General features: G+C 71.3%; 21 protein-coding genes. 17 read left to right on the top strand and 4 right to left on the bottom strand.

Translation table 11 applies throughout. From position 1 onward, the window contains the following. Positions 1-62 precede the first annotated feature (62 nt). A complete protein-coding gene (locus tag ABZ154_RS25040; RefSeq protein ID WP_356836123.1) occupies positions 63-479 on the bottom strand; it encodes a DUF6336 family protein in 417 nt (138 codons plus the stop codon). A gap of 244 nt (positions 480-723) precedes the next feature. Then, positions 724-1,368, bottom strand: coding sequence for a TetR/AcrR family transcriptional regulator (locus ABZ154_RS25035; protein WP_356836121.1), 645 nt, complete (start codon positions 1,366-1,368; stop codon positions 724-726). A gap of 132 nt (positions 1,369-1,500) precedes the next feature. On the opposite strand from ABZ154_RS25035, the gene ABZ154_RS25030 reads away from it, so the two are divergent. From ABZ154_RS25030 to ABZ154_RS25015, 4 genes are read left to right on the top strand one after another with little or no spacing between them, the layout of a single operon-like run. Next, complete coding sequence (locus tag ABZ154_RS25030) at positions 1,501-3,123, top strand: carboxyl transferase domain-containing protein (RefSeq protein ID WP_356836119.1); 1,623 nt, start codon at positions 1,501-1,503, stop codon at positions 3,121-3,123. Positions 3,124-3,130: 7 nt separating this feature from the next. Continuing rightward, complete coding sequence (locus ABZ154_RS25025; RefSeq protein ID WP_356836117.1) at positions 3,131-5,074, top strand: acetyl/propionyl/methylcrotonyl-CoA carboxylase subunit alpha; 1,944 nt, start codon at positions 3,131-3,133, stop codon at positions 5,072-5,074. Continuing rightward, entirely contained in the window at positions 5,071-6,048 is a 978-nt protein-coding gene (locus tag ABZ154_RS25020) for a hydroxymethylglutaryl-CoA lyase (protein WP_356836115.1), read from the top strand. The genes ABZ154_RS25025 and ABZ154_RS25020 overlap by 4 nt, the downstream gene beginning before the upstream one ends. Before the next feature lie 8 nt (positions 6,049-6,056). Then, the gene (locus tag ABZ154_RS25015; RefSeq protein ID WP_356836113.1) at positions 6,057-7,223 is read left to right on the top strand and encodes an acyl-CoA dehydrogenase family protein; all 1,167 of its coding nucleotides are present in this window, start codon (positions 6,057-6,059) and stop codon (positions 7,221-7,223) included. A 329-nt stretch (positions 7,224-7,552) separates the two neighbouring features. Here the strand turns inward: ABZ154_RS25015 and ABZ154_RS25010 are convergent, their stop codons facing one another. Then, a complete protein-coding gene (locus ABZ154_RS25010) occupies positions 7,553-8,602 on the bottom strand; it encodes a hypothetical protein (protein WP_356836111.1) in 1,050 nt (349 codons plus the stop codon). 308 nt (positions 8,603-8,910) lie between these two features. Between ABZ154_RS25010 and ABZ154_RS25005 the strand changes: the two genes are divergently transcribed. From ABZ154_RS25005 to ABZ154_RS24980, 6 genes are all read left to right on the top strand, one after another. After that, entirely contained in the window at positions 8,911-9,870 is a 960-nt protein-coding gene (locus ABZ154_RS25005) for an ABC transporter substrate-binding protein (RefSeq protein WP_356836109.1), read from the top strand. Position 9,871: 1 nt separating this feature from the next. Continuing rightward, positions 9,872-10,822 carry an amino acid ABC transporter permease gene (locus ABZ154_RS25000; RefSeq protein WP_356836107.1) on the top strand — a complete coding sequence of 317 codons (951 nt, stop codon included), beginning with the start codon at positions 9,872-9,874 and terminating at the stop codon, positions 10,820-10,822. Between the two features lie 8 nt (positions 10,823-10,830). Next, positions 10,831-11,583 (top strand): amino acid ABC transporter ATP-binding protein, encoded by a 753-nt coding sequence (locus ABZ154_RS24995; RefSeq protein ID WP_356836163.1) that lies wholly within the window; start codon positions 10,831-10,833, stop codon positions 11,581-11,583. Further along, positions 11,580-12,794, top strand: a complete 1,215-nt coding sequence (locus tag ABZ154_RS24990; protein WP_356836105.1) for a M20 family metallopeptidase — start codon at positions 11,580-11,582, stop codon at positions 12,792-12,794. Before ABZ154_RS24995 ends, ABZ154_RS24990 begins: the two co-directional genes overlap by 4 nt. Positions 12,795-12,930: 136 nt before the next feature. Continuing rightward, the gene (locus tag ABZ154_RS24985) at positions 12,931-14,244 is read left to right on the top strand and encodes a cyanophycinase (RefSeq protein WP_356836103.1); all 1,314 of its coding nucleotides are present in this window, start codon (positions 12,931-12,933) and stop codon (positions 14,242-14,244) included. Between the two features lie 99 nt (positions 14,245-14,343). Continuing rightward, positions 14,344-15,273: a MurR/RpiR family transcriptional regulator gene (locus ABZ154_RS24980; protein WP_356836101.1), complete on the top strand. Its 930-nt coding sequence runs from the start codon at positions 14,344-14,346 to the stop codon at positions 15,271-15,273. Between the two features lie 342 nt (positions 15,274-15,615). Here the strand turns inward: ABZ154_RS24980 and ABZ154_RS24975 are convergent, their stop codons facing one another. Continuing rightward, the gene (locus ABZ154_RS24975) at positions 15,616-16,149 is read right to left on the bottom strand and encodes a DUF1707 domain-containing protein (RefSeq protein ID WP_356836099.1); all 534 of its coding nucleotides are present in this window, start codon (positions 16,147-16,149) and stop codon (positions 15,616-15,618) included. Between ABZ154_RS24975 and ABZ154_RS24970 the strand changes: the two genes are divergently transcribed. The 7 genes from ABZ154_RS24970 (at position 16,148) to ABZ154_RS24940 (ending at position 24,387) form a co-directional block, all read left to right on the top strand. After that, a complete protein-coding gene (locus ABZ154_RS24970; RefSeq protein ID WP_356836097.1) occupies positions 16,148-16,789 on the top strand; it encodes a GNAT family protein in 642 nt (213 codons plus the stop codon). The two genes, ABZ154_RS24975 and ABZ154_RS24970, sit on opposite strands and share 2 nt — an antisense overlap. 128 nt (positions 16,790-16,917) lie before the next feature. Beyond that, the gene (locus tag ABZ154_RS24965) at positions 16,918-17,781 is read left to right on the top strand and encodes a siderophore-interacting protein (RefSeq protein ID WP_356836095.1); all 864 of its coding nucleotides are present in this window, start codon (positions 16,918-16,920) and stop codon (positions 17,779-17,781) included. Between the two features lie 187 nt (positions 17,782-17,968). Next, positions 17,969-19,417: an aspartate aminotransferase family protein gene (locus ABZ154_RS24960; RefSeq protein ID WP_356836093.1), complete on the top strand. Its 1,449-nt coding sequence runs from the start codon at positions 17,969-17,971 to the stop codon at positions 19,415-19,417. Further along, complete coding sequence (locus ABZ154_RS24955; protein WP_356836091.1) at positions 19,401-20,678, top strand: lysine N(6)-hydroxylase/L-ornithine N(5)-oxygenase family protein; 1,278 nt, start codon at positions 19,401-19,403, stop codon at positions 20,676-20,678. The genes ABZ154_RS24960 and ABZ154_RS24955 overlap by 17 nt, the downstream gene beginning before the upstream one ends. Beyond that, on the top strand, positions 20,675-21,259 hold the full coding sequence (locus tag ABZ154_RS24950) for a GNAT family N-acetyltransferase (RefSeq protein ID WP_356836089.1): 585 nt from the start codon (positions 20,675-20,677) through the stop codon (positions 21,257-21,259). Before ABZ154_RS24955 ends, ABZ154_RS24950 begins: the two co-directional genes overlap by 4 nt. Beyond that, on the top strand, positions 21,256-23,034 hold the full coding sequence (locus ABZ154_RS24945; RefSeq protein ID WP_356836087.1) for an IucA/IucC family siderophore biosynthesis protein: 1,779 nt from the start codon (positions 21,256-21,258) through the stop codon (positions 23,032-23,034). The genes ABZ154_RS24950 and ABZ154_RS24945 overlap by 4 nt, the downstream gene beginning before the upstream one ends. Before the next feature lie 468 nt (positions 23,035-23,502). Next, positions 23,503-24,387, top strand: coding sequence for a DUF4429 domain-containing protein (locus ABZ154_RS24940; RefSeq protein ID WP_356836085.1), 885 nt, complete (start codon positions 23,503-23,505; stop codon positions 24,385-24,387). The last annotated feature ends 15 nt before the right edge of the window (positions 24,388-24,402 follow it).

Genomic DNA, 24,402 nt, shown 5'->3' with positions numbered 1-24,402 from the left:
CCGGCCCTGACCGGGGTCTCCGCACATCCCGGCGTCGGCCGAGACCCCCGCAACGCACTCGGTCAGGCGCCCCACAGCCAGGAGTCTCGGGCGGCCGTTCCGACGAGTTCGCCCAGACCGAAAGCGACCGGAACAGGCACCAGCAGGAAAACGCCGGCGCGGACCAGGGACGGCGCGGCGATCGAGACCACCTCATGGGGAGCTCGCGTCGTGAAGAAGTCACGCCAACGCAGGATCTCCCCGGAGCTGCAGGCCCAGAAGAACAGCCCGGTCAACAGGAGGACCGTGCCGGCCAGGAGTCCCAGAAAGGTGGTCGCTTCCAGGAGGTCGACACGGTCGTCGTGCTCCTGGAAGACGAACGCGGCGACGACCACGCAGACTGCCGCCCCCACTCCGTACGCCGCTCCGCGCACCATGACCCCGCCCAACCGCAGACGCGGTTCGAGCACCCCGTGCTCGTCCCTGCTCACCTTGCCCATGGTTGCTCCCCGCGTCACCGACGAACCGCAGCAGCGCGCGCCGTCGCGTGGCTGCTGACGCTCGCGCGCCGGTCCGCGACCCGGTGCTGGACGGGGTCGGCGTACCGCACGGCGTCGGTCAGCACGGCCGGGGTGCCGAGGTGGCCGGCGAGCGCGCGCGTGCGCGGCGAAGCGGACCGAGCCGGGGCCTGTACCGGCCGGACCGCGGACGCGCCCGAGGTTGCCCGCCGGGTGGAACTCCTGCTCAGGAGGGGTCCGAGGCGCCCGCACGGGAGGGGTCCACCGCCGCCGCGAACGCCCCGCGCGCCAGCCGGTGCAGCAGCGCGGCGGTGGCCTCGCGGCCGGGGCGGGCCTCCGGGCGGGCCAGGTGCGGGGTGGAGTTCAGCAGGCCGAAGACGGCGTGCACGGTGACGCGGGCCTCGTTCTCGGGCAGACCGGGGTAGAGGGCGCGGACGACGCCCACCCAGACCTCCACGTACTCGCGCTGGAGCCGTCGCACCCGCTTGCGGTCCGTGTCGCGCAGCCGGTCCAGCTCGCGGTCGTGGAGGGTGATGAGGGGGCGGTCGTCGAGGGCGAAGTCGATGTGGCCCTCGATGAGCGCGTCCAGGAGCGCCTCCGGGGAGCCGTCGCCCCGCGACGCGTCCTCCGACACCCGCAGGCGGCCGCCGTCCAGCAGCCGCTCGCTGATGCCGACCAGGAGTTCGGCGAGCATCGCGTCCTTGCCGGGGAAGTGGCGGTAGAGGCCGGGGCCGCTGATACCGACCGCGGCGCCTATCTCGTCGACGCCGACACCGTGGAAGCCGCGCTCGGCGAAGAGGCGTGCGGCCTCCCGCAGGATCTGCTCGCGGCGGGTGGGGGCCGCGACGCGGGCGGCGGCATGGGTGCTCATGAGGATTCATTCTAGACAGGGTCGTTAGCGGTCGTTAACCTGAAGGAAACGCGTTAACGCTCATTAACAGCAGGCGAGCGGCACGCGGACAGCACGCACATGATCGCGGTACGGGCAAGGGGGCTCGACACGATGCAGCAGGCACCGGTTCTGGCGAGCGCGGCCGATCCCGCCTCGGAGGCCTGGCAGGCCAACGAGGCGGCGCATCACGCGCTCGCCGACGAGCTGGCGGCACGGCTCGCCACAGCACGGCTGGGCGGGGGTGAGAAGGCGCGGGCCCGCCACGAGGCGCGCGGCAAACTGCTCCCGCGGGACCGGGTGGACACCCTCCTCGACCCGGGTTCGCCGTTCCTGGAGCTGGCCCCCCTGGCGGCCGAGGGGCTGTACGGGGGCGCCGCCCCGGCGGCCGGGGTGATCGCCGGGATCGGGCGGGTCAGTGGACGCGAGTGCGTGATCGTCGCCAATGACGCGACCGTCAAGGGCGGCACGTACTACCCGATGACCGTGAAGAAGCACCTGCGCGCGCAGGAAGTGGCGCTGGAGAACCGGCTCCCCTGCCTCTACCTGGTCGACTCGGGTGGTGCCTTCCTCCCGATGCAGGACGAGGTGTTCCCCGACCGGGACCACTTCGGGCGGATCTTCTACAACCAGGCCCGGATGTCGGGGGCCGGCATCCCGCAGATCGCGGCGGTGCTGGGCTCCTGCACGGCCGGCGGGGCGTACGTCCCGGCGATGAGCGACGAGGCCGTCATCGTCCGCAACCAGGGCACGATCTTCCTCGGCGGCCCGCCGCTGGTGAAGGCCGCGACCGGTGAGGTCGTCACGGCGGAGGAACTGGGCGGCGGCGAGGTCCACTCCCGTACGTCGGGGGTCACCGACCACCTCGCGGAGGACGACGCGCACGCGCTGCGGATCGTCCGCACCATCGTCGCGACCCTCCCGGACCGCGCCCCGCTCCCCTGGTCGGTCGAGCCGGCCGAGGAGCCGAAGGTGGACCCGGCGGGTCTGTACGGGGCGGTCCCGGTGGACTCCCGCACCCCGTACGACGTACGCGAGGTCATCGCCCGGGTCGTCGACGGCTCGCGGTTCCAGGAGTTCAAGTCCGCATACGGACAGACGCTGATCACCGGCTTCGCCCGCATCCACGGCCACCCGGTCGGCATCGTCGCGAACAACGGGATCCTGTTCTCCGAGTCGGCCCAGAAGGGCGCGCACTTCATCGAGCTGTGCGACCAGCGCGGCATCCCGCTCGTCTTCCTCCAGAACATCTCCGGCTTCATGGTCGGCCGCGACTACGAGGCGGGCGGCATCGCCAAGCACGGCGCGAAGATGGTCACGGCGGTGGCATGCACGCGCGTGCCGAAGCTGACGGTCGTGGTCGGCGGCTCGTACGGGGCGGGCAACTACTCCATGTGCGGCCGGGCGTACAGCCCGCGCTTCCTCTGGATGTGGCCCAACGCCAAGATCTCGGTGATGGGCGGCGAACAGGCCGCGTCGGTCCTCGCGACCGTCAAGCGCGACCAGCTCGGCGACGACTGGAGCGCCGAGGAGGAGGAGACGTTCAAGGCCCCCATCCGCGCCCAGTACGAGACCCAGGGCAACGCGTACTACGCCACCGCCCGGCTCTGGGACGACGGCGTGATCGACCCCGTGGACACCCGCCAGGTGCTGGGCCTCGCCCTCACGGCCTGCGCCAATGCCCCGCTGCCCCAGAAGGACCCGGCCGGTCCCGGCTTCGGCGTCTTCCGGATGTGAGGAACAGATGACGATGTTCGACACCGTTCTGGTCGCCAACCGCGGCGAGATCGCCGTCCGGGTGATCCGGACCCTGCGGGAGCTGGGGGTGCGCTCGGTCGCGGTCTTCAGCGACGCGGACGCGGACGCCCGGCACGTACGGGAGGCGGACACGGCGGTACGGCTCGGCCCGCCGCCGGCCGCGGAGAGCTACCTGTCGGTTCCGGCGCTCCTGGAGGCGGCCCGCCGTACGGGCGCCCAGGCCGTCCACCCCGGCTACGGCTTCCTCGCGGAGAACGCGGAGTTCGCCGCCGCCTGCACGGACGCGGGCCTGGTCTTCATCGGCCCGCCCGCCTCCGCGATCTCGCTGATGGGCGACAAGATCCGAGCCAAGGAGACGGTCGCCGCGGCCGGGGTCCCGGTCGTCCCGGGTTCGTCCGGCAGCGGCCTCACGGATGCCCAGCTGGAGGACGCCGCACGGGAGATCGGCACCCCGGTCCTGCTGAAGCCCTCCGCGGGCGGCGGCGGCAAGGGCATGCGCCTGGTCCGCGACGCGGCGGTGCTGGCGGAGGAGATCGCGGCGGCCAGGCGCGAGGCGCGGGCTTCGTTCGGCGACGACACCCTGCTCGTCGAGCGGTGGATCGACCGCCCCCGCCACATCGAGATCCAGGTTCTGGCCGACGCCCACGGCAACGTGGTGCACCTGGGCGAGCGTGAGTGCTCGCTCCAGCGCCGCCACCAGAAGATCATCGAGGAGGCCCCCTCGGTCCTGCTCGACGAGGAGACCCGGGCGGCGATGGGCGAGGCGGCCGTGCAGGCGGCGCGCAGTTGCGGCTATGCCGGCGCGGGGACGGTGGAGTTCATCGTCCCGGGCAACGATCCGGCGTCGTACTACTTCATGGAGATGAACACCCGCCTCCAGGTGGAACACCCGGTGACCGAGCTGATCACGGGCCTGGACCTGGTGGAGTGGCAGCTGCGGGTGGCGTCGGGCGAGCAACTCCCGTACGCGCAGAAGGACATCAAGCTGGACGGCTGGGCGATCGAGGCCCGGGTCTGCGCCGAGGACCCGTCCCGTGGCTTCCTGCCCTCAGGCGGTACGGTGCTGGCGCTGCGCGAGCCGCAGGGCGGCGGGGTGCGCACGGACTCCGGGCTCAGCGAGGGCGTGCCGGTGGGCAGCCTGTACGACCCGATGCTGTCGAAGGTGGTCGCGTACGGCCCCGACCGCGCGACGGCCCTGCGCAAGCTGCGGGCGGCCCTCGCGGACACGGTGATCCTGGGCGTCCCGACCAACGCGGGCTTCCTGCGCCGCCTGCTGGCCCACCCGGATGTGGTCTCCGGGAACCTGGACACGGGGCTGGTGGAGCGCGAGGCGGAGGGCCTGGTGCCGGACGGAGTTCCGGACGAGGTGTACGCGGCGGCCGCGGCGGTCCGCAGGGAGGCGCTGGAGCCCCGGGCGGACGCGAGGGGCTGGACGGACCCGTTCTCGGTGCCGAGCGGGTGGCGGACGGGGGGTGTGCCGACGCCGCCGGCGTTCCCGTTGCGGGTGTCGGGACGTGAATCCGTCACTCATGGCGCCCCGGCCGGCGCGACCGTCACGGCCGACCGGGTCACGGTCCAGCTCGACGGCCGGGTAAGCCACTTCCACCGCTCCGGCGACTGGCTCGGCCGGGACGGCGACACCTGGCACGTCCAGGACCACGACCCGGTGGAGGCGTCCCTGAGCGGGGCGGGCCGGAGCGGGGCGGACACGCTGGCGGCGCCGATGCCGGGCACGGTCACGGTGGTGAAGGTGGCCGTCGGGGACGAGGTCGAGGCGGGGCAGAGCCTGCTCGTGGTGGAGGCGATGAAGATGGAACACGTGATCTCCGCGCCGCACGCGGGGACGGTGACCGAGCTGGACGTCACAGCGGGGGCCACGGTGGCGATGGACCAGATCCTGGCCGTAGTAGCCCCCCGGGAGGACGCATGAGCACGCGACCGCTCCCCATGAAGGTCCCGGCCGCCGGTCTGCCGGCCCGGGTCCGGATCCACGAGGTCGGCGCACGGGACGGCCTGCAGAACGAGAAGGGGACCGTCCCCACGCTGGTGAAGGCGGAGTTCATCCGCCGCCTGGCGGTGGCAGGCCTGACCACCATCGAGGCGACGAGCTTCGTACACCCGAAGTGGGTGCCCCAACTGGCTGACGCGGAGGAGCTGTTCCCCCTCCTCGGGGAGATCGCGGACGTGGGCGACGTATCCCTCCCGGTCCTCGTGCCGAACGAACGCGGCCTGGACCGGGCGCTGGCGCTCGGGGCCCGGTCGATCGCGGTGTTCGGCTCGGCCACGGAGACGTTCGCCGCGCGCAACCTGAACCGGACGGTGGACGAGTCGCTGGCCATGTTCGAACCGGTGGTGGCCCGGGCGAAGGCGGAGAAGGCGCACGTGCGCGGGTACCTGTCGATGTGCTTCGGCGACCCGTGGGAGGGCGCGGTGGAGGTGGCGCAGGTGGTCAGGGTCGCGAGGGCGCTGATGGACCTGGGCTGCGACGAGCTGTCGCTGGGCGACACGATCGGGGTGGCGACGCCGGGCCACGTGACGGCGCTGCTGACGGCGCTGAACGACTCCGCCGTCCCCACCGAGTCGATCGGCGTCCACTTCCACGACACGTACGGTCAGGCGCTCTCCAACACCCTGGCCGCGCTCCAGCACGGCGTGAGCACGGTGGACGCCTCGGCGGGTGGCCTGGGCGGCTGCCCGTACGCGAAGAGCGCCACGGGCAACCTCGCCACCGAGGACCTCGTGTGGATGCTCGACGGCCTCGGCATCGAGACCGGCGTCGACCTCGACGCACTGACCGCCACCAGCGCCTGGCTGGCCGGACACCTGGGCCGACCGAGCCCATCCCGCACGGTCCGCGCCCTGACCCCTTCCCTTGCTTCCTCTCCCCCCTCCCACAAGGAGTGAGTCACCCCATGTCCCTGGATCACCGGCTGACCGCCGAGCACGAGGAACTGCGCCGCACGGTCGAGGCGTTCGCGCACGACGTGGTCGCGCCGAAGATCGGCGACTTCTACGAGCGCCATGAGTTCCCGTACGAGATCGTGCGCGAGATGGGCCGGATGGGCCTGTTCGGGCTGCCCTTCCCGGAGGAGTACGGCGGCATGGGCGGCGACTACCTCGCGCTCGGGATCGCCCTGGAGGAGCTGGCCCGGGTCGACTCGTCGGTGGCGATCACCCTGGAGGCCGGGGTCTCCCTGGGCGCGATGCCGCTCCACCTCTTCGGCACGGAGGAGCAGAAGCGGCAGTGGCTGCCGAAGCTCTGCGCGGGCGAGGCGCTGGGCGCGTTCGGCCTGACCGAGCCGGACGGGGGGTCGGACGCGGGCGGTACGCGGACGACGGCGGTTCTGGACGAGGCGAGAGACGAGTGGGTGATCAACGGCTCGAAGTGCTTCATCACCAACTCCGGCACGGACATCACCGAGTTGGTCACGGTCACGGCGGTGACCGGCCGCAAGGAGGACGGGCGCCCCCGGATCTCCGCGATCATCGTCCCCTCCGGCACCCCCGGCTTCACGGTCGCGGCCCCGTACTCCAAGGTCGGCTGGAACGCCTCGGACACCCGCGAGCTGTCCTTCACCGACGTCCGCGTCCCGGCGGCGAACCTGCTGGGCGAGGAGGGCCGGGGCTACGCGCAGTTCCTGCGGATCCTGGACGAGGGTCGCGTCGCGATCTCCGCCCTGGCCACGGGCCTGGCGCAGGGCTGCGTGGACGAGTCGGTGAGGTACGCGGCGGAGCGCCACGCCTTCGGCAAGCCGATCGGCGCGAACCAGGCGATCCAGTTCAAGATCGCCGACATGGAGATGCGCGCCCACATGGCCCGGGTGGGCTGGCGCGACGCGGCGTCGCGACTGGTGGCGGGCGAACCCTTCAAGAAGGAGGCGGCGATCGCGAAGCTGTACTCCTCGACGGTCGCGGTGGACAACGCCCGCGAGGCGACGCAGATCCACGGCGGCTACGGCTTCATGAACGAGTACCCGGTGGCGCGGATGTGGCGCGACTCGAAGATCCTGGAGATCGGCGAGGGGACGAGCGAGGTCCAGCGGATGCTGATCGCACGGGAGTTGGGGCTGCCGAGCTGATCCGTTCGGCGCTTCGACCACAACCGCCCCGGCCCCCGTGGATGTGCTCGTGGTGGCCGGGGCGGTCGTGTCAGCCGGGCGTCACCCCTCCCCCTCCGTCGGTACGACGTCGCGGCGGCGAGAGCCTGCACCGGCAGGGCGGCCACCGGGGCGCGCCACCGGGGTACGAGGTCGATGCCGGCCTGTGCGGGTTTCGGCCTTCCTTCTCATGTCGTGGATGCACCCACGCTCTCCTCGCGCGCGGACCTTCCCTCAGAGCTGCCGCCCGGCGGCCGCGCCGACCGGATGCTGACGCTGCGCCGGGCGGGGGTGAGAGGGCCGCGTCGGACTCAACCGCAGTTCGTGAGCGGCGTCCCGTCGTAGAGGTTGCGGTCCAAGACGCCTCTGACGACGCTGCGCAGGTAGTAGCCACAGGTGGGGCGGTTCTTGAAGTCGTAGGTCTGGCCGGGGCGCAGTCGCCAGATCTTGTAGCCGTCGTAGCTGAGATAACGGTCGGGGTCGGCCTGCTCGGGGCGGTGGTCGCCCAGGACGACGAAGGTGTCGGCGCCGGCGACGGTCGCTCTGCCGTTCCCGTCGATGAAGAGGGATCCGCCGTCGTCCACGCCGACGCCCCACGCGGCCCCGCCGGTGGTGAGACCGTCCTCGATCGCCCGGGCGACGAAGGCCATGGTGCGGCCCATGCGATCGCGGGTGACGAAGTGTGAGTCGTTGATGGTGCCCGCGTAGTTCGGCCAGGAGAACATGCCGGTGGTGAAGGTGACCGCCGGATCGTAGGGGTCGTAGAGCGCCTCGCCGGAGGTGACGCTGCCGCGGCAGGCGTCGTAGACGACGGCGCTGTTGATGTGGTGCCCCGCGCTGCCGCCTCCGGAGCCGCCGCCCTTGGCGACGACGGACTTCACGGAGTTCTGGAGGGCGGTGCCCTTCCAGTCGGCGTAGTCGCACTGGTCGCCACCGGCGAAGTAGACGAACTCGGCGTTGCGGATGTCGGTGTTGGCCGCGCTGTTGTCACCGTCGCTGCGGCGCGTGAGGGTCCAGGTGGTACAGGAGTTGACGCCGGCCAGGCCCATGACCGTGTCGCACTCGGGCGTCGCGCTGCCGGAGGTGGGTGCGGAGCCGGCGAGGACGACGACGTCGAGGGAGCCCGTACCACCGCGGATGGCGTCGATGGCTCTGCTCATGGTCGCGGCGACGACCCCGCCGGAACCGTTCATGGTGTACGCGGGACCGGACCAGCTGCCGCGGCTGACGTCGGCCAGGCTGCCCAGCCGGATGCGTTTGGCGGCGGCGTGGGCCGGTTCCGCGGTGATGAGGGCGGGGGCCAGCAGGGCCAGGGACGCGGCGAGGCAGGTCGCCAGCCGCAGGGGGGTGGTACGGATCACGGAGCTCTCCGGAGGGTGGAGGAGTCGGGGACCGACTGGGAGTCGGTGGTGATGGAAAGTACAGACACGCGGTGCAGTGCGCCAGATGTAACGCGGCAGCAATCACCGACACCGGGCATCGCGCGGCGGGATTGCCGCATCGACCGCCCCGGACAGGGCGCGTGGGGCATGTTTCCCGCAGCGCGATGGCGCATCGCGAGGACGTAACTGTCGTTACATCTATGCAGAATGGGCCGCAGTGTGTAACTTCTGGGACGGGCCGGGCGAGGAAGTCGCCGCCGGCCGGAATTGCTCCAGGAGGGAACGACATGAAGTACGCCCACGTCTCCGGTCGCGCAGTGACCGCCGCCGCACTGACCAGCACCGTCCTGCTGGCGCTCACGGGCTGCGGAGAGGGTGGCGGCAGTGCCGCCGCGGCCAGGACTCCCGCGTCGCTGGAGGTCGCGGGGGTGACCGTCGAAAGGGACGCGGAGCTGCACGAGACGCTGCCGAGCGCCGTGAAGAAGTCCGGCACCGTGCGCGTGGCCACCGACGTGCCCTACGCCCCCTTCGAGATGTTCGTGACCGAGGGGGAGAAGGAGCTGACCGGCCTGGACTACGACCTCGGTCAGGCGATCGGCGCCCGGCTCGGTGTGACGTTCGCTTTCACCCCGCAGAAGTTCGACGGCATCGTGCCCGCCATTCAGGCCGGCAAGTTCGATGTGGCGATGTCCGCGATGACGGACAACAAGGAGCGCCAGGCGGTCGTCGACTTCGTCGACTACTCCGTCTCCGGCTCCGGGATCATGGTCGTCAAGGGCAACCCGGAGAAGATCACCACGCTCGACGGCCTGTGCGGCAAGAAGGTCGCCGTCCAGGCGGCCACGAACCAGTTCGACCTCCTGAAGACGCACCAGAAGGAGTGCAGGAAGGCGGGCCGTGGCGAGATCGGCGTGCAGACGTTCCCCAAGGACTCCGACGCCCAGCTCGCCCTGCGCGCCGACAAGGTCGTCGCCCAGGTGCTGACGAAGCCGGCGGCCGGCTGGACCGCCAAGACGGCCGACGGGGGCCAGGCCTTCGAGGTCGTCGACGACCCCGCCGCGAGCGGTGGTTACAACGCCTCCCCCAACGGCATCGCCGTCTCCAAGAAGCTGCCCGGGCTGACGGACGCGATCCAGAAGGCACTGCAGTCCCTGATCGACGACGGCACCGCCACCAAGATCTTCGAGAAGTACGGCGTCGCCTCGATCGCGGTCAAGGAAGCCACTCGGAACGCAGCGGTCGACTGATATGACCACCACACTCGACACCCGCACCGCGCCGGCCGAGCAGGACCTGACCGTCGTCCCGGTGCGTCACTACGGCCGCTGGGTCGCCGCCCTGGCCTCGGTACTCGCCCTGGCGGGGCTGGTCGGGTCGCTGGCCACCAACGCCAATCTCCGCTGGGACATCATCGGCGACTACCTCTTCGCCGGCCTGATCTTCGACGGACTGGTCACCACCCTGTGGCTGACCGTCGCGGCCATGGCCCTCGGGCTCACCCTGGGCACCGCCATCGCCGTGATGCGCCTGTCGTCCAACCCGGTCCTCCACGGCCTCTCCTCCCTGTTCGTCTGGGCCTTCCGCGGCACCCCGCTCCTGGTCCAGATCATCTTCTGGGGGTACGCGGGCGCCCTCTACAAGAACGTGCTCATCGGCATCCCCTTCACCGACGTCACCTTCTTCCAGGCCGACACCAACTCCCTGCTCACCCCGGCCGTCGCGGCGCTGCTCGCGCTGGGACTCAACGAGGCGGCGTACGCCTCGGAGATCGTCCGGGCAGGGATCCAGTCCGTCGACACCGGGCAGGCCGAGGCCGCGCACTCGCTCGGTATGCGGCCCGCTCTGACGATGCGCAGGATCGTTCTCCCCCAGGCCATGCGGGTGATCATCCCTCCGATGGGCAACGAGGCGATCAACATGCTCAAGATGACCGCGCTGGTCTCGGTCATCGCCGCGCATGACCTGATGTCGAACATCCAGGAGGTGTACGCGCAGAACTACCAGGTCATCCCCATGCTCGTGGTCGCCTCGCTCTGGTATCTGGCACTGGTGAGCCTGCTGAGCATTCCGCAGGCCTGGCTGGAGCGCCGCTACGGCCGGGGCACCGCACACGGAGGCCACACCTCCCCGCTGCGGCGGATGCTGACCGGGGTCAGCCGCGCGACCGCGCCGAAGACCGGAAAGGCGGAAGGCCGTTGACGACGCCCATGGTGCACGCCCAAGACGTGCGCAAACGCTTCGGGAAGCTCGAGGTCCTCAAGGGCATCGACCTCACCGTCGAACGCGGGCAGGTGTGCTGTCTGCTCGGCCCCTCGGGCTCGGGCAAGTCCACCTTCCTGCGGTGCATCAACCACCTGGAGAAGATCGACGGCGGCACACTCGCCGTCGAGGGGGAACTCGTCGGCTACCAGCGGCGCGGATCCCGGCTCCACGAGTTGCGGGAGAAGGAGATCGCCGCCCACCGCCGTGACATCGGCATGGTCTTCCAGCGATTCAACCTCTTCCCCCACCTGACCGCCGAACAGAACATCATGGAGGCGCCCGTCCGCGTCAGCGGCACGAGCACCGCCGAGGCCCGTGCGGATGCGCGGCGGCTGCTGGAGCAGGTCGGGCTGGCGGACCGGGCCGGCCACTACCCGGCCCAGCTGTCCGGCGGGCAACAGCAGCGCGTGGCCATCGCACGCGCGCTGGCCATGAAACCGAAGCTGATGCTCTTCGACGAGCCGACCTCCGCGCTCGACCCCGAGCTCGTCGGCGACGTCCTGGACGTCATGCGACAGCTGGCCGCCGACGGTATGACCATGGTCGTCGTCACCCACGAGATCGGGTTCGCCCGGGAGGTCGGCGACACAGCGGTCTTCATGGACGACGGCGTGGTGGTCGAGGCCGGGAACCCCCGGCACGTGCTGGTCGACCCGGAGCAGGAGCGCACCCGCGCCTTCCTGTCCAAGGTCCTGTGACCGCGCCCACCCGACCGCGTCCGCGTGCCCAGGATCTGCTGCCGTACGCCGAGGCCCGCCTGGACGGGTTCCTGGCCGACCTGGCCGGTCTGGTCGCGATCGACTCCGGTTCCTACAGCCCCGCCGGGGTGAACCGGGTCGCCGACTGGACCGCCGCCCGGCTGGCCGCCCTCGGCTTCGCCGTCGAGCGAGTCACCCCCGGCGGGGCGGACGGCGAGACCACGGGGGACGTCCTGATCGGCCGCAGGACCGGCCGGCTCGCGGCCCGGGAAGGCGGGCGGCGCGTCCTGCTCGCCGCCCACATGGACACCGTCTTCGCCGACGGCACCGCCGCCGCCCGCCCCTTCACCCTCCACGGGCGGCTCGCGCACGGCCCCGGCGTCAGCGACGACAAGGGCGGCCTGCTCGCCGGGCTCACCGCCCTGGACATCCTCGCCGAGGCGGGCGTCGAGGAGTACGCCGAGATCATCTTCCTCGCCACCCCCGACGAGGAGATCGGCTCACCCGTCAGCCGCCCCGTCACCGAACAGGCCGCCAGGGGAGTGCACTTCGCACTCGCCCTCGAGTGCGCCCGGGAGAACGGCGCCCTGGTCATCGCCCGCAAGGGAGTCTCCGACCTCCTCATCACGGTCACGGGACGCGCCGCCCACTCCGGCATCGAACCCGAGCGCGGCGCCAACGCCGCCCTCACCGCCGCCCACCTGGTCGTCGCCCTCCAGGCGCTCAACGGCCGCTGGGAGGACGTGACCGTCAACGTGGGCGTGGTGCGTGCCGGCACCCGGACCAACATCGTCTGCCCGGAAGCGGAGCTGCGCGTCGAGATCCGCTCGGCCACCACGGCCGGAATGGTACTGGCGCGTGCCGCCATCGAGGAGGCCGCGGCCCGGCCCCGCGTGCCCGGCACGACCGCGGTGGTGGAACAGCTCGACCTTTGCCCTCCCATGGAGGACACCGACACCACACACCGCATGATGGCCCGGGCCCGCGCCCTGGGCGAGGAACTCGGCCTCGCCCTGGGGGCGACCGCGACCGGTGGAGTGGGCGACGCCAACATCATCGCGGGCGTCGGGGTGCCCGTCCTCGACGGCCTCGGCCCCGTCGGCGGGGCCGACCACACCCCCGAGGAGTGGCTCGACACAGCGACCGTACCCGAGCGGGTCGCCCTGCTCGCCACGCTCATCGCCACGCTGGGCAGCTCCCGGCACGGGTGACGCCCCGGTGGCCCCGCTCCTCACGGCGCGGCCGCCGCGGGTGGTGCGCATCGGCGCCCCCGCCACCCGCCCGCCCAGCACAACCGCTTGCCGCTCTCCGTCCTTCCTCCCGCCACCACGACCTTTCGGAGGTTCCATGCGCCCCCCGTTCCGCTCCCGACGTTCCGTTCTGACCGGCGGCGCCGCCGCGCTCGTGCTCACCCTGGCCATCAGCCCGACCGCCACCGCGGACACCGACCGGCCATCGCGGAAGAGCGGTTCGCTGGTGCTCGTCGGCGGCGGCCTCAAGGACGACAACACCCAGGTCTACGGCGAGATCATCGAGCGGGCGGGTGGCGACCGCGCTCGCATCGGCGTGATCACCGCCTCCTCCGTGCCCGCCAGCCAGGACGCGTACGCCGACGATCCCGACAGGTGCAGCAACTCCGAGTGCAACGGGGCGTACTACTCGGACGTGTTCAAGCGGCACGGCGCTGCCGACGCCCAGTGGATCCCCGTCGACCTCGACCACATCACGAACGCCGACTCGCAGACCGTCGTCCGGCAGGTCGACTCGATGACCGGGTTCTTCTTCGGCGGCGGGGACCAGTCCCGCTACCTCACCACCCTCCTGAACGGGGCAGCGCACACCGACTCCAAGGTACTCGCGGCCATCCGGGCCAAACTGGCGGCCGGAGCCGTCGTGTCAGGCTCCAGCGCGGGGGCGCAGATCACCGCGGGCGCCGGCATGGTGACGGGCGGCGAGTCGTACCAGGGGCTCCGCGACGGCAGCAGCCCGGGCTACTTCGAGGACGCGACACGCCTCGGATACGAGCCGCAGGGCGGTTTCGGCCTCCTCCGCTCCGGGCTGATCGACACCCACACCGGGGCGTACGGCCGCGAGGGCCGCGCCATGCGACTGGCAGCCGACACCGGGCACGACCGGGTGTACGCCCTGGAGGAGAACACCGCACTCCTGGTGGAACACCCCGGCGGCCCGGGCGAACGCGTACGGGTGATCGGCCCGCGGGGAGTCGCCGTGTTCGACCTGCGGCGGGCGCGCGTGCACGAGGGGCCGAAGGCGGCCGGGACGCGTGGCGGCAGCTGGTCGCTGACCGGCGTGCGTTACGACTACCTGACCGACGGGGACCGCTACGACCCCCGGCTCCGGCTCACGCTCCCGGCGCCCGGGAAGCGGCCCCTCGCACCCCGCACGACCACCCCCGTACCGGCCAACACCGACGTGTTCCACTCCGTGGCGAACCCCTCGGGCGCCCCCTACTCCTTCCTGACCACCGCCCGAGCCCTGGCGGCCACCCGTGCCCAGCGCACGGCCGAGGCCACGACCTACGAGGACGGGCCGCGCTTCACGGTCACCTTCACCAAGGCACCGGGGTTCACCGCATGGAGCGGCGACGGCGCCACGCCGCAGACGCTGACCGGGCTGAGCATTCGCGTGGCCGACCGGTAGCAGCCCCCGGCCCCTCCGGCGGGACCGGTCGAGAGCCGTGGCCTGTTCCGCCAGTAGGCTCCCGGAGACCCAGCACACCTCGGAAGGGAACCGGACACGATGGCCTCACCCACGCTCGCCGACGACATCCGGCAGAAGCTGGGCGAGCTCAGCCCGGCCGAGCGCAAGGTCGCCCGGGTACTCCTGGCCGGATACCCGGCGGCCGGGTTCGAGACCATCGCCGTACTCGCGGGCCGGGCCTCCGTCAGCGCACCCACGGTGATCCGCTTCGTCAACCGGCTCGGCTACCAGGGCTTCCCCGACTTCCAGGCCGCCCTCCGCGAGGAACTCGACGCGCGCAACGCCTCCCCGCTCTCCCTCTACGAGTCGGCCGGCTTCGGCCGGGGCGGAACGGACGACGCCGAGGACGCGGGCACGCCTGACGACGGCACACACCGCGGTAGGCGCGGAAGCACCGGCACGGACTCCGCACTTCTACGCCACGGCAGCCAGGTCTTCACCGGCGCCGTGACCGCCACCCTCGCGGAGCTCCCCCCGCACGACTTCGAGCACGCGGTGCGGCTCCTCTCGGACCGCAAGCGCCGCATCACCCTGGCCGGTGGCCGCTTCACCCACCTGCTCGCCCAGTACCTCGGCCTGCACCTGATGCAGTTGCGCGACGACGTACGGTTCCTGCCCGACCGTGACGTCGAACGCACCGCCGTCCTCGCCGCTCTCAACCGCCGTGACGTGCTGGTCGTCTTCGACTACCGCCGCTACGAGAGCGACAAGACCACCATCGCCGCACTCGTCCAGGAGCAGGGCGGCAAGGTGGTCCTGTTCACCGACACCTGGCTCTCCCCCGCCGCCCCCCACGCCGAGGTCGTCCTGCCCAGCCGGGTCACGGCCCCCTCCCCCTACGACAGCCTCGTACCGACCCTCGCCGTACTGGAGACCGTCGTGGCAGGCGTCATCACGGCCCTGGGCGACGACGCCCGCAGCCGCATGCAGCACGGCGAGGACATCGCACGGCGGGCAGGGCTCTACTGACGCGTCACCGGCGATGATCCCGCGAGGTCACGCTTGCCCGGCCACCCACTCCGGACATGGCAGCACCCTGTAGACACCCGGACGAACTGCGCGAGCGCGCAATCCATGAGGTCCCACCACCGGCCACCCGACAGCGCACGTCGCGAAGAACCCCGGCATCCAGGACGAGGCCCCGCGCAGCCGGCTCCGCCAGGCCGAGACCGGATGACGATGCCAACTGCTGCCCGTCCGCGCACGTGCGCCACAGAGCTCGGCCCGGTCTTGCCGCAGGGGTCCGCGATGGGAAGGAAGACCTGACCAACAGGGCATGTCGCCGACACCGGCTTCCGGGCCGGCGGGGCCTCACCGCCAGGCGTGGCGGATCCTCAGCCGCCCGTATCCCATCGCTCCGGAGAGGCGGATACGGGCCGCGCCAGGGCCGGAGGGCCGCCGAGGTCGGTAGCGCAGATCCTTCCAGCCCGTCGACAGGCCCTCGGTCCCGACGATCGCCTCGCGCGGGACGATGATGACCGCGCTGCCGGTGCCGAGGCTCAGCTCGATGTCGACGACCGGGTGCTCCATGAGCGCGCGGGACAGATCCAGCCGCACCCGCCCGAAGGCGGATTCGACTTTGAGGACCCTGGGCACGAGCCACGGACCACGCCGCTTGATGCGTCCCCCGGCGGCGCCGATCGTCGACGTGACGCCGGGGTCCTCCGCCGGAAGCGGGGCAAGGGCGGACGCCAGCTCGCCGAGCGTCGCGGCGGCGAGCACCTGGCCGGGGCGCGCGTCCATCTCCTCGTGCGAGATGCGCTCCTGGGCGTACGCCTCACGCACCCGTCGCACAGCACTCTCGCGTTCGACAATCCGGCCTCCCGTCCGGCAAAGTCCCCGCATGAGCCACCGATACTGGCCCCTCCGCGGTCTCCGGATCCGTACCCCCCGCCTCGAACTGCGCCTGCCCGACGAGGTCCTCCTCGACGAGCTGGCCTCGGTCGGAGCGGGCGGGGTGCACGCCCCGGACCGGATGCCGTTCCTCGTGCCGTGGACCGACGGCGAGCCCGACGAGGTCGGCCGGGCCACGTACCAGCATGTGCTGAGCACCATCGCCGGGTGGACGGCCCAGGAGTGGCACCTCTCCCTGGCCGTCCTCCACGAGGGCAAGGTCGTGGGGCGGCAGGACGTGATGGGCCAGGAGTTCGGCGTACGGCGCGAAGTGGTGACCGGGTCGTGGCTCGGCCTCCCCCATCAGGGCCAGGGCATGGGCACGGAGATGCGGGCCGCCGCCCTCCATCTGGCCTTCGAGGGGCTCGGCGCCCGGTACGCCGTCTCCGAGGCAAGGACGGACAACGCCGGTTCGCTCGGCGTCTCACGGCGGCTCGGGTACGAGCCCGACGGCCTCCAGGTCCACGTGATCCGCGGGGAGGCCGCCACCTTGCAGCGGCTGCGGCTGGACCGGGCCGGTTGGCAGAAGCACCGCAGCGTCGACGTCGCCGTGGAGGGCCTCGACGCCTGCCGGGCCGACTTCGGGGCGTAAAGCCGACGGTCGGCGGGGATGCCGCACCGTGACCGCCTAGCAAGGTTAGGCTAACCTTCTTCGGACTGCCCTCGCCGGAGCCGGGCACCTCCGCCCGCTGCTCCTGGCCCGCCCCGGAGGAGCCCTCGTTGACGACGACTGCCAACGTTCCCCATGTCGCCCCGTTCCGGTTCTTCGACCTGATCGTCCTGCGGGTCAGGCGGCTCGGCCCCTCCATGCTCCGGATCACGCTGGGCGGGCCCGGAGCCGACGGGTTCAGCGCCGGGGGCCGCGACCAGAGCCTGTCGGTCTTCCTGCCGCACCCCGGGCAGAGCGAGGCCGTGGTGCCGGAGGGTGAGGACGGGGCCTGGTACCCGAAGTGGCGGGCGCTGCCCGCGGACGTACGGGCGGTGATGCGGTCGTACACCGTGCGGGCCCAGCGCGTGAAGGCCGACGGCTCCACCGAGGTGGACATCGACTTCGCGCTCCACGGTGACGGCGGTCCGGCCTCCCGCTGGGCACTCACGGCCACGGCGGGCGACCCGCTCAAGGTGCTGGGGCCCGCGGTCGGGGACAACACCTCCGTGCGCTTCCGGCCCCCGGGGGACACCGACTGGGTGCTCATCTGGGCCGACGAGACCGCCCTGCCCGCCGCCTCCGCCGCCCTGGAGTGGCTGCCCGCCGGGATGCCGGCCCGGGTCTGGCTGGAGGTGCCGAAGACGGAGGACCGGCAGGCCCTCAACACCGCGGCCAAGGCCCGGGTCAGCTGGCTCGTCCGGAGCGAGGGCGCCCTGCCCGCCGTGGAGGCGGTGCGCGCCGGCGAGCTGCCGGAGGGCACCCCGTACGCCTGGATCGCGGGCGAGTCGTCCCAGGTGCGGGCACTCCGCCGCCACCTGGTCCAGGAGCGCGGCTTCGACCGCAAGCGGGTCACCTTCGTCGGGTACTGGCGGCGCGGGCTCAGCGAGGAGCAGCTGCGGGCGGAGACGATCGCGCGGGCCGCGGCCAGGGAGTAGCCCCACGGCGGACCCAGCGGCACCTCACAAGCGCATCAAAGCGGGCGACTTCGTACTCACCGGGGGGCGAGGGACAGCCAGTGATCGCATTAGGTTAGGCTAACCTCACTTCGACATCGCGTCCCTCGTCCCTCCTTTCTGCCCGGAGGGACGCGATGAAGTTCCCCTCACCCGGGAGGACCCCCTCATGCGTTCGCACCTGCTCAACAACACGACTGCGGAGCACTACCGGCGTACCGTCACCGCAGGAGTGGAACGGGTCGCGGCCAAACTCGCCGCCACCGAGCGCCCCTTCAGCGGGATCGGTGTCGACGAGCTCTCCCCCCTCATCGACGCGATCGACCTCGACCGGCCGCTGGGCGACGCCGCCGCCGCCCTGGACGAGCTAGGCGAGGTCTATCTCCGCGACGCCGTCTACTTCCACCACCCCCGCTACCTGGGCCACCTCAACTGCCCGGTCGTCATCCCCGCCGTCCTCGGCGAGGCGGTCCTCTCCGCGGTCAACTCCTCCCTGGACACCTGGGACCAGAGCGCGGGCGGCACTCTCATCGAGCGCCGGCTGATCGACTGGACCACCGAGCGGATCGGCCTCGGACCGGCCGCCGACGGCATCTTCACCAGCGGCGGTACCCAGTCCAACCTCCAGGCCCTGCTGCTGGCCCGGGAGGAGGCGAAGATCCGGCCCGAGCACTACACCCGGCTGCGGGTCTTCACCTCCGAGTGCAGCCACTTCAGCGTGCAGAAGTCCGCCAAACTCCTCGGCCTCGGCCCGGACGCGGTCGTCTCCATCCCGGTCGACGGCAACAAGCGCATGCAGACCGTGGCCCTCGCCCACGCCCTGGAGCAGTGCGTCGCCGAAGGCGCCGTGCCGATGGCCGTCGTCGCGACCGCCGGCACCACGGACTTCGGCTCCATCGACCCGCTGCCCGAGACAGCCGCACTGTGTGAGCGGTTCGCCACCTGGATGCATGTGGACGCCGCCTACGGCTGCGGGCTGCTGGCCTCGCGCGTGCGGCGCGGGCTCCTCGAAGGCATCGACCGCGCAGACTCGGTGACCGTCGACTACCACAAGTCCTTCTTCCAGCCCGTGAGTTCCTCGGCCGTGCTGGTCCGCGACCGGGCGACCCTGCGCCATGCCACGTACCACGCGGAGTATCTGAACCCGCGCCGGATGGCCGAGGAGCGGATACCCAACCAGGTCGACAAGTCCCTCCAGACGACCCGCCGGTTCGACGCGCTCAAGCTGTGGATGACGCTGCGCGTCATGGGCGCCGACGGCATCGGTGAGCTGTTCGACGAGGTCTGCGACCTGGCGGCCGAGGGCGGGAAGCTGCTCGCCGCCGACCCGCGCTTCGACGTGGTGGTCCAGCCGCAGCTCTCCACGCTCGTCTTCCGCTACATCCCCTCCGGCGTCACCTCCCCGGACGACATCGACCGCGCCAACCTCTACGCCCGCAAGGCGCTGTTCGCCTCCGGCGAGGCGATCGTCGCGGGCACCAAGGTCGGCGACCGGCAGTACCTGAAGTTCACCCTTCTCAACCCCGAAACGACCGTGGAAGACATCGCCGCGGTCCTCGACCTGATCTCCGGCCACGCCGAGCAGTACCTGGGAGACTCCCTTGACCGCGCTTCCTGACCCCCACGACTTCATCGGGATCGGGCTCGGCCCGTTCAATCTCGGACTGGCCTGCCTGACCGAGCCGATCGACGAACTGAACGGCGTCTTCCTGGAGTCCAAGCCGGACTTCGAGTGGCACTCCGGGATGTTCCTCGAAGGCGCCCATCTCCAGACGCCGTTCATGTCGGACCTGGTCACCATGGCCGACCCGACCTCGCCGTACTCGTTCCTCAACTACCTCAAGGAGCGCGGCAGACTCTACTCGTTCTACATCAGGGAGAACTTCTACCCGCTGCGGACCGAGTACAACGACTACTGCCGCTGGGCCGCCGCCAGACTGAGCAGCATCCGGTTCAACGAGACCGTGGAGGCGGTGACGTACGACGAGGGTGACGAGCTCTACACCGTGACCACCGCCGCCGGGACCGTCCTGCGCTCCCGGCACCTGGTCCTCGGCACCGGAACCCCGCCGTACGTCCCCGAGGCGTGCCACGGACTCGGCGGCGACTTCCTGCACAACTCCCGTTACCTGCAGGGGAAGGCCGAGCTCCAGAAGAAGCGGTCGATCACCCTGGTCGGCAGCGGGCAGAGCGCGGCGGAGATCTACTACGACCTGCTCTCCGAGATCGACACGTACGGCTACCGGCTCAACTGGGTGACGCGCTCCCCGCGGTTCTTCCCTCTGGAGTACACGAAGCTCACGCTGGAGATGACCTCCCCGGAGTACATCGACTACTTCCACGCGCTGCCCGAGGAGACCCGCTACCGGCTGGAGACCGGGCAGAAGGGGCTGTTCAAGGGCATCGACGGGGAGCTGATCGACGCGATCTTCGACCTGCTCTACCAGAAGAACCTCCCCGGCCCGGTCCCGACCCGGCTGCTCACCAACTCAGCTCTGCTCAGCGCGCGTTACGACGAGGAGGGCGGCGCCTACAGCCTGGGGCTGCGCCAGGAGGAGCAGGGCAAGGACTACTCCCTGACCACCGAGGGCCTCATCCTCGCCACCGGCTACCGCTACGAGGCGCCCGCCTTCCTGGCGCCCGTCGAGGGCCGACTGCGCCACGACAGCCGGGGCCGCTTCGACGTGGCCCGCAACTACAGCATCGACACCACCGGGCGCGGGATCTTCCTGCAGAACGCGGGGGTGCACACCCACTCGATCACCTCGCCCGACCTCGGCATGGGTGCCTACCGCAACGCGTACATCATCGGCGAACTGCTCGGCCGTGAGTACTACCCGGTCGAGAAGTCCATCGCCTTCCAGGAGTTCGCGATATGAGCCGCCCCGAGACCAGCCGCGCCGAAGCCGGGACCTCCGACGCACTCGGCGCTTTCACCGTCCGCCCGCTCGACCCCCTCGCCGACGCCGAGCGCGTGCACGGCTGGGTGACCCACCCCAAGGCCGCCTTCTGGCTGATGGGCGGCGCGAAACTCCAGGACGTGGAACGGGAGTACATGGCGATCGCCGCACACCCGCACCACGACGCCTTCATCGGCCTGCACGACGGCGAGCCCGCGTTCCTGATCGAGCGGTACGACCCCACCGAGGTCGAACTGAAGGGGCTGTACGAGGCGGAGCCCGGCGATGTCGGGATGCACTTCCTGGTCGCGCCGACCGACACCCCCGTGCACGGCTTCACCCGGGCCGTGATCACCGCCGTGATGGAGTTCCTCTTCGCCGACCCCTCGGTACGCCGCGTCGTCGTCGAGCCCGACGTGACCAACAGCGCCGTGCAGGCCCTCAACAAGGCCGTCGGCTTCGAGGTCCTCCGGGAGATCGCCAAACCGGAGAAGGACGCACTGCTCAGCGCCTGCACCCGCGAGCAGTTCGAAGCAGCAACCGGAGGAACCGACCGATGACGACCGCCCTCACCGACAGCGTCGCCCACCTCTCCCCGGGTCGCTGGGCCACCGCAAACCGACTGCTGGTCCGCAAAGCACTGGCGGAATTCAGCCACGAACGGCTGCTGACCCCTGCTCCCCTGGGCGAGGACCGCTACACCGTCCGTAGCGACGACGCGGGCACGGAGTACCGTTTCACCGCACGCCTCTTCGCTCTGGACCACTGGCAGATCGGGGCCGAGTCGATCACGCGGCACCGCCACGGGGTCGAAGTTCACCTCGACGCACTGGAGTTCTTCATCGAACTGCGGGTGGCGCTCGGACTGACCGAGGAGATCCTGCCGGTCTACCTGGAGGAGGTCTCCTCCACTCTGGCCGGAACTGCCTACAAACTCACCAAGGAACCGGCCACCTCACGCCAGCTCGTCGCCGCCGGTTTCCAGGCCATCGAAACCGGGATGACCGAGGGCCACCCCTGCTTCGTGGCCAACAACGGCCGACTCGGTTTCGGGGTCGACGAGTACCGCGCGTACGCCCCCGAGGCCGCCTCCCCGGTCCGGCTGGTGTGGCTGGCCGCCCGCCGCGACCGGGCCACCTTCACGGCGGGCGCCGGGCTGGACTACGACACCTTGGTCGGGGGCGAGTTGAGCGAGGCGACCCGGGAGCGGTTCGCCGCCGCCCTGCGCTCGCTCGGCCTGGACCCGGACGCGTACTTCCTGCTGCCCGTGCACCCCTGGCAGTGGTGGAACAAGCTCGCCGTCACCTTCGCCGGTGAGCTGGCCCAGCGCCACCTGGTCGTGCTCGGGGAGAGCGAGGACGCCTACCTGGCCCAGCAGTCGATCCGTACGTTCTTCAACACCGACCACCCCGAGAAGCACTACGTCAAAACGGCCCTGTCCGTCCTGAACATGGGATTCATGCGCGGCCTCTCGGCCGCCTACATGGAGGCCACGCCCGCCATCAACGACTGGCTGGCCGGACTGATCGAGCGCGACAGCCTGCTGCGGGCCGCCCGGTTCTCGATCATCCGGGAGCGGGCCGCGATCGGCTACCACCACCGGGGTTACGAGGCGGCCACCGCCAAGGGCTCCCCGTACCTGAAGATGCTGGCCGCGCTCTGGCGCGAGAGCCCCGTCGCGGGTCTGGAGCCGGGCGAGCGGGTCGCGACGATGGCTTCCCTGCTCCACACCGACCACGAGGGCCGCTCGCTGGCCGCAGCCCTCATCGAGGAGTCCGGGCTCGACGCGCAGGTGTGGCTGCGGCACTACCTGGACGCCTACCTGGTGCCGGTGCTGCACAGCTTCTACGCCTACGACCTGGTCTACATGCCGCACGGCGAGAACGTGATCCTGGTCGTGGAGGACGGGGTCGTCACCCGGACGATCTTCAAGGACATCGCCGAGGAGATCGCGGTCATGGACCCGGACGCGGTGCTGCCGCCGAAGGTCGACCGGATCCGGGCCGAGGTCCCCGAGGACATGAAGCTGCTGTCGGTCTTCACCGATGTCTTCGACTGCTTCTTCCGCTTCCTGGGCGCGGGCCTGGCCACCGAGGGGGTCCTGGACGAGGACACCTTCTGGCGGACGGTCGCCGCGTGCGTACGCGGCTACCAGGAGTCGGCGCCGTACCTCGCGGAGAAGTTCGAGCAGTACGACCTTTTCGAGGCGGAGTTCGCGCTCTCCTGCCTCAACCGCCTCCAGCTGCGCAACAACCAGCAGATGGTCGATCTCAACGACCCGGCGGGCGCTCTGCAGCTGGTGGGCCGCCTTGAGAACCCGATCGCGAAGTTCTGAGCGGTCATCACGGACCGGTGAGCGCCCTGGGACGGTCCCCCGGGCGCTCACCTCGCTTGCCGCCGTCAGCTCCGGTCCACCTGCGGGCAGCGGTAGAAGTCGATCCCCCAGCTCGGTCAGCCGCGGCCCCTGGGCGGCGAGGCGCGCGCCTTGTACGTCTCCCAGTCACCCCCTCGGACAGCTCGTACCCGTCCCCGCCCAGGCGGTGCCCGGGCGGTTCCCCGTACGCCATCAGAGGTCGCACGACCGGGATCCGGCGGCCTGCCCGGGCCGTACTGCGCGAAGCCTGCTGCCGGGTCGCGCCCCGGGCCTGCCGGGTCGTACGTCGCTGTCGCACAAACTCGTCCCTCCGACGGGTCCTGCCTGTGGATCTGGGGGCCGGCCGAACGCCCGTGACGCCTATCGCGCGGCTGCGGACGGGTCAAGGACCAGGGTTCGCCCCGGCGGCCGGCTGGCAGAATCGCGGGCATGGCAGAAATCATCCAGCGCGACGGCACGTGGACGTTCGACGGGGAGACGGTACGCATCGTGCCGGGAGGCAGGGCGCATCCGGTCCGGCTGGCGCTGGGTGAACTCGCCGTCCCCGTGGAGGCCTTGGCCGGCATCTCGTTCGAGCCGGACCGCAAGGGCGGCCGACTGCGGCTCCGGCTGCGCGGGGGCGCCTGCCCGGTTCTGCGGGCCGCCGACGGCCGCCTCAAGGACGGTGCCGACCCGTACGCCCTGACCGTGGAGAAGGACCGCACAGGGGTGGCGGAGTACGTCGTCGACGAGGTCCGCAACGCGCTGCTGATCGAGCGGGTCCCCGAGGGGCCGGTGGACCGGTTCCTGCTGCCGGGGCCCTCTCTGCCGGTCTCCGGCGGAGGCGGCGACGGTACGGCGTCCTTCGACGGCGAGACCGTGCGGCTCACCTGGAACTGGAAGGCCGAGGAGTCCAAGACCGCGAGCGGCCCGGCGGCCTTCCCGCTGTCGCGGATCGCGGGGGTGCGCTGGCTGCCCGCGATAGGCCTGGAGAACGGTTACCTGCGGTTCGAGCCGGTCGACGGGCCGGTCTCGGCCCCGCCGAAGTACGACCCGTACTCCCTGGAGCTGTGGGGGATGTCCAAGAAGGAGTACACGGCGGTCGTGGTCGCGGCGGCGGTGCTGGCCCGGCTGCCGCAGGCCCGGACGGCCGTGGACGCGCCCGCCGGGCCCCCGGCCCTCACCAAGGCGCCCGCGCCCGCCGCCGTACGGCCCGTCGACGATCACGACGTACTGCTACGGCGGCTGCGGGAGCTGGGTGAGCTGCACCGGGCCGGGGTCCTCACGGATGAGGAGTTCAGTACGGCGAAGCAGGCGATCCTGAGCCGGATGTGACCGCCGCGTGCGATG

The organism is Streptomyces sp. NPDC006261 (assembly GCF_040613515.1).
In the GTDB taxonomy this organism is placed as follows: domain Bacteria; phylum Actinomycetota; class Actinomycetes; order Streptomycetales; family Streptomycetaceae; genus Streptomyces.
The sequence above is the reverse complement of the archived record's forward strand: the minus strand, read 5'-3'. Positions and strand labels throughout refer to the sequence as shown.

Excerpts from the sequence above, each read along its gene's own strand:
- ABZ154_RS25040 (WP_356836123.1), bottom strand. The coding sequence starts at position 479 with ATGGGCAAGGTGAGCAGGGACGAGCACGGGGTGCTCGAACCGCGTCTG.
- ABZ154_RS25035 (WP_356836121.1), bottom strand. The coding sequence starts at position 1,368 with ATGAGCACCCATGCCGCCGCCCGCGTCGCGGCCCCCACCCGCCGCGAG.
- ABZ154_RS25030 (WP_356836119.1), top strand. The coding sequence starts at position 1,501 with ATGCAGCAGGCACCGGTTCTGGCGAGCGCGGCCGATCCCGCCTCGGAG.
- ABZ154_RS25025 (WP_356836117.1), top strand. The coding sequence starts at position 3,131 with ATGACGATGTTCGACACCGTTCTGGTCGCCAACCGCGGCGAGATCGCC.
- ABZ154_RS25020 (WP_356836115.1), top strand. The coding sequence starts at position 5,071 with ATGAGCACGCGACCGCTCCCCATGAAGGTCCCGGCCGCCGGTCTGCCG.
- ABZ154_RS25015 (WP_356836113.1), top strand. The coding sequence starts at position 6,057 with ATGTCCCTGGATCACCGGCTGACCGCCGAGCACGAGGAACTGCGCCGC.
- ABZ154_RS25005 (WP_356836109.1), top strand. The coding sequence starts at position 8,911 with ATGAAGTACGCCCACGTCTCCGGTCGCGCAGTGACCGCCGCCGCACTG.
- ABZ154_RS25000 (WP_356836107.1), top strand. The coding sequence starts at position 9,872 with ATGACCACCACACTCGACACCCGCACCGCGCCGGCCGAGCAGGACCTG.
- ABZ154_RS24995 (WP_356836163.1), top strand. The coding sequence starts at position 10,831 with ATGGTGCACGCCCAAGACGTGCGCAAACGCTTCGGGAAGCTCGAGGTC.
- ABZ154_RS24985 (WP_356836103.1), top strand. The coding sequence starts at position 12,931 with ATGCGCCCCCCGTTCCGCTCCCGACGTTCCGTTCTGACCGGCGGCGCC.
- ABZ154_RS24980 (WP_356836101.1), top strand. The coding sequence starts at position 14,344 with ATGGCCTCACCCACGCTCGCCGACGACATCCGGCAGAAGCTGGGCGAG.
- ABZ154_RS24970 (WP_356836097.1), top strand. The coding sequence starts at position 16,148 with ATGAGCCACCGATACTGGCCCCTCCGCGGTCTCCGGATCCGTACCCCC.
- ABZ154_RS24975 (WP_356836099.1), bottom strand. The coding sequence starts at position 16,149 with ATGCGGGGACTTTGCCGGACGGGAGGCCGGATTGTCGAACGCGAGAGT.
- ABZ154_RS24960 (WP_356836093.1), top strand. The coding sequence starts at position 17,969 with ATGCGTTCGCACCTGCTCAACAACACGACTGCGGAGCACTACCGGCGT.
- ABZ154_RS24950 (WP_356836089.1), top strand. The coding sequence starts at position 20,675 with ATGAGCCGCCCCGAGACCAGCCGCGCCGAAGCCGGGACCTCCGACGCA.
- ABZ154_RS24945 (WP_356836087.1), top strand. The coding sequence starts at position 21,256 with ATGACGACCGCCCTCACCGACAGCGTCGCCCACCTCTCCCCGGGTCGC.
- ABZ154_RS24940 (WP_356836085.1), top strand. The coding sequence starts at position 23,503 with ATGGCAGAAATCATCCAGCGCGACGGCACGTGGACGTTCGACGGGGAG.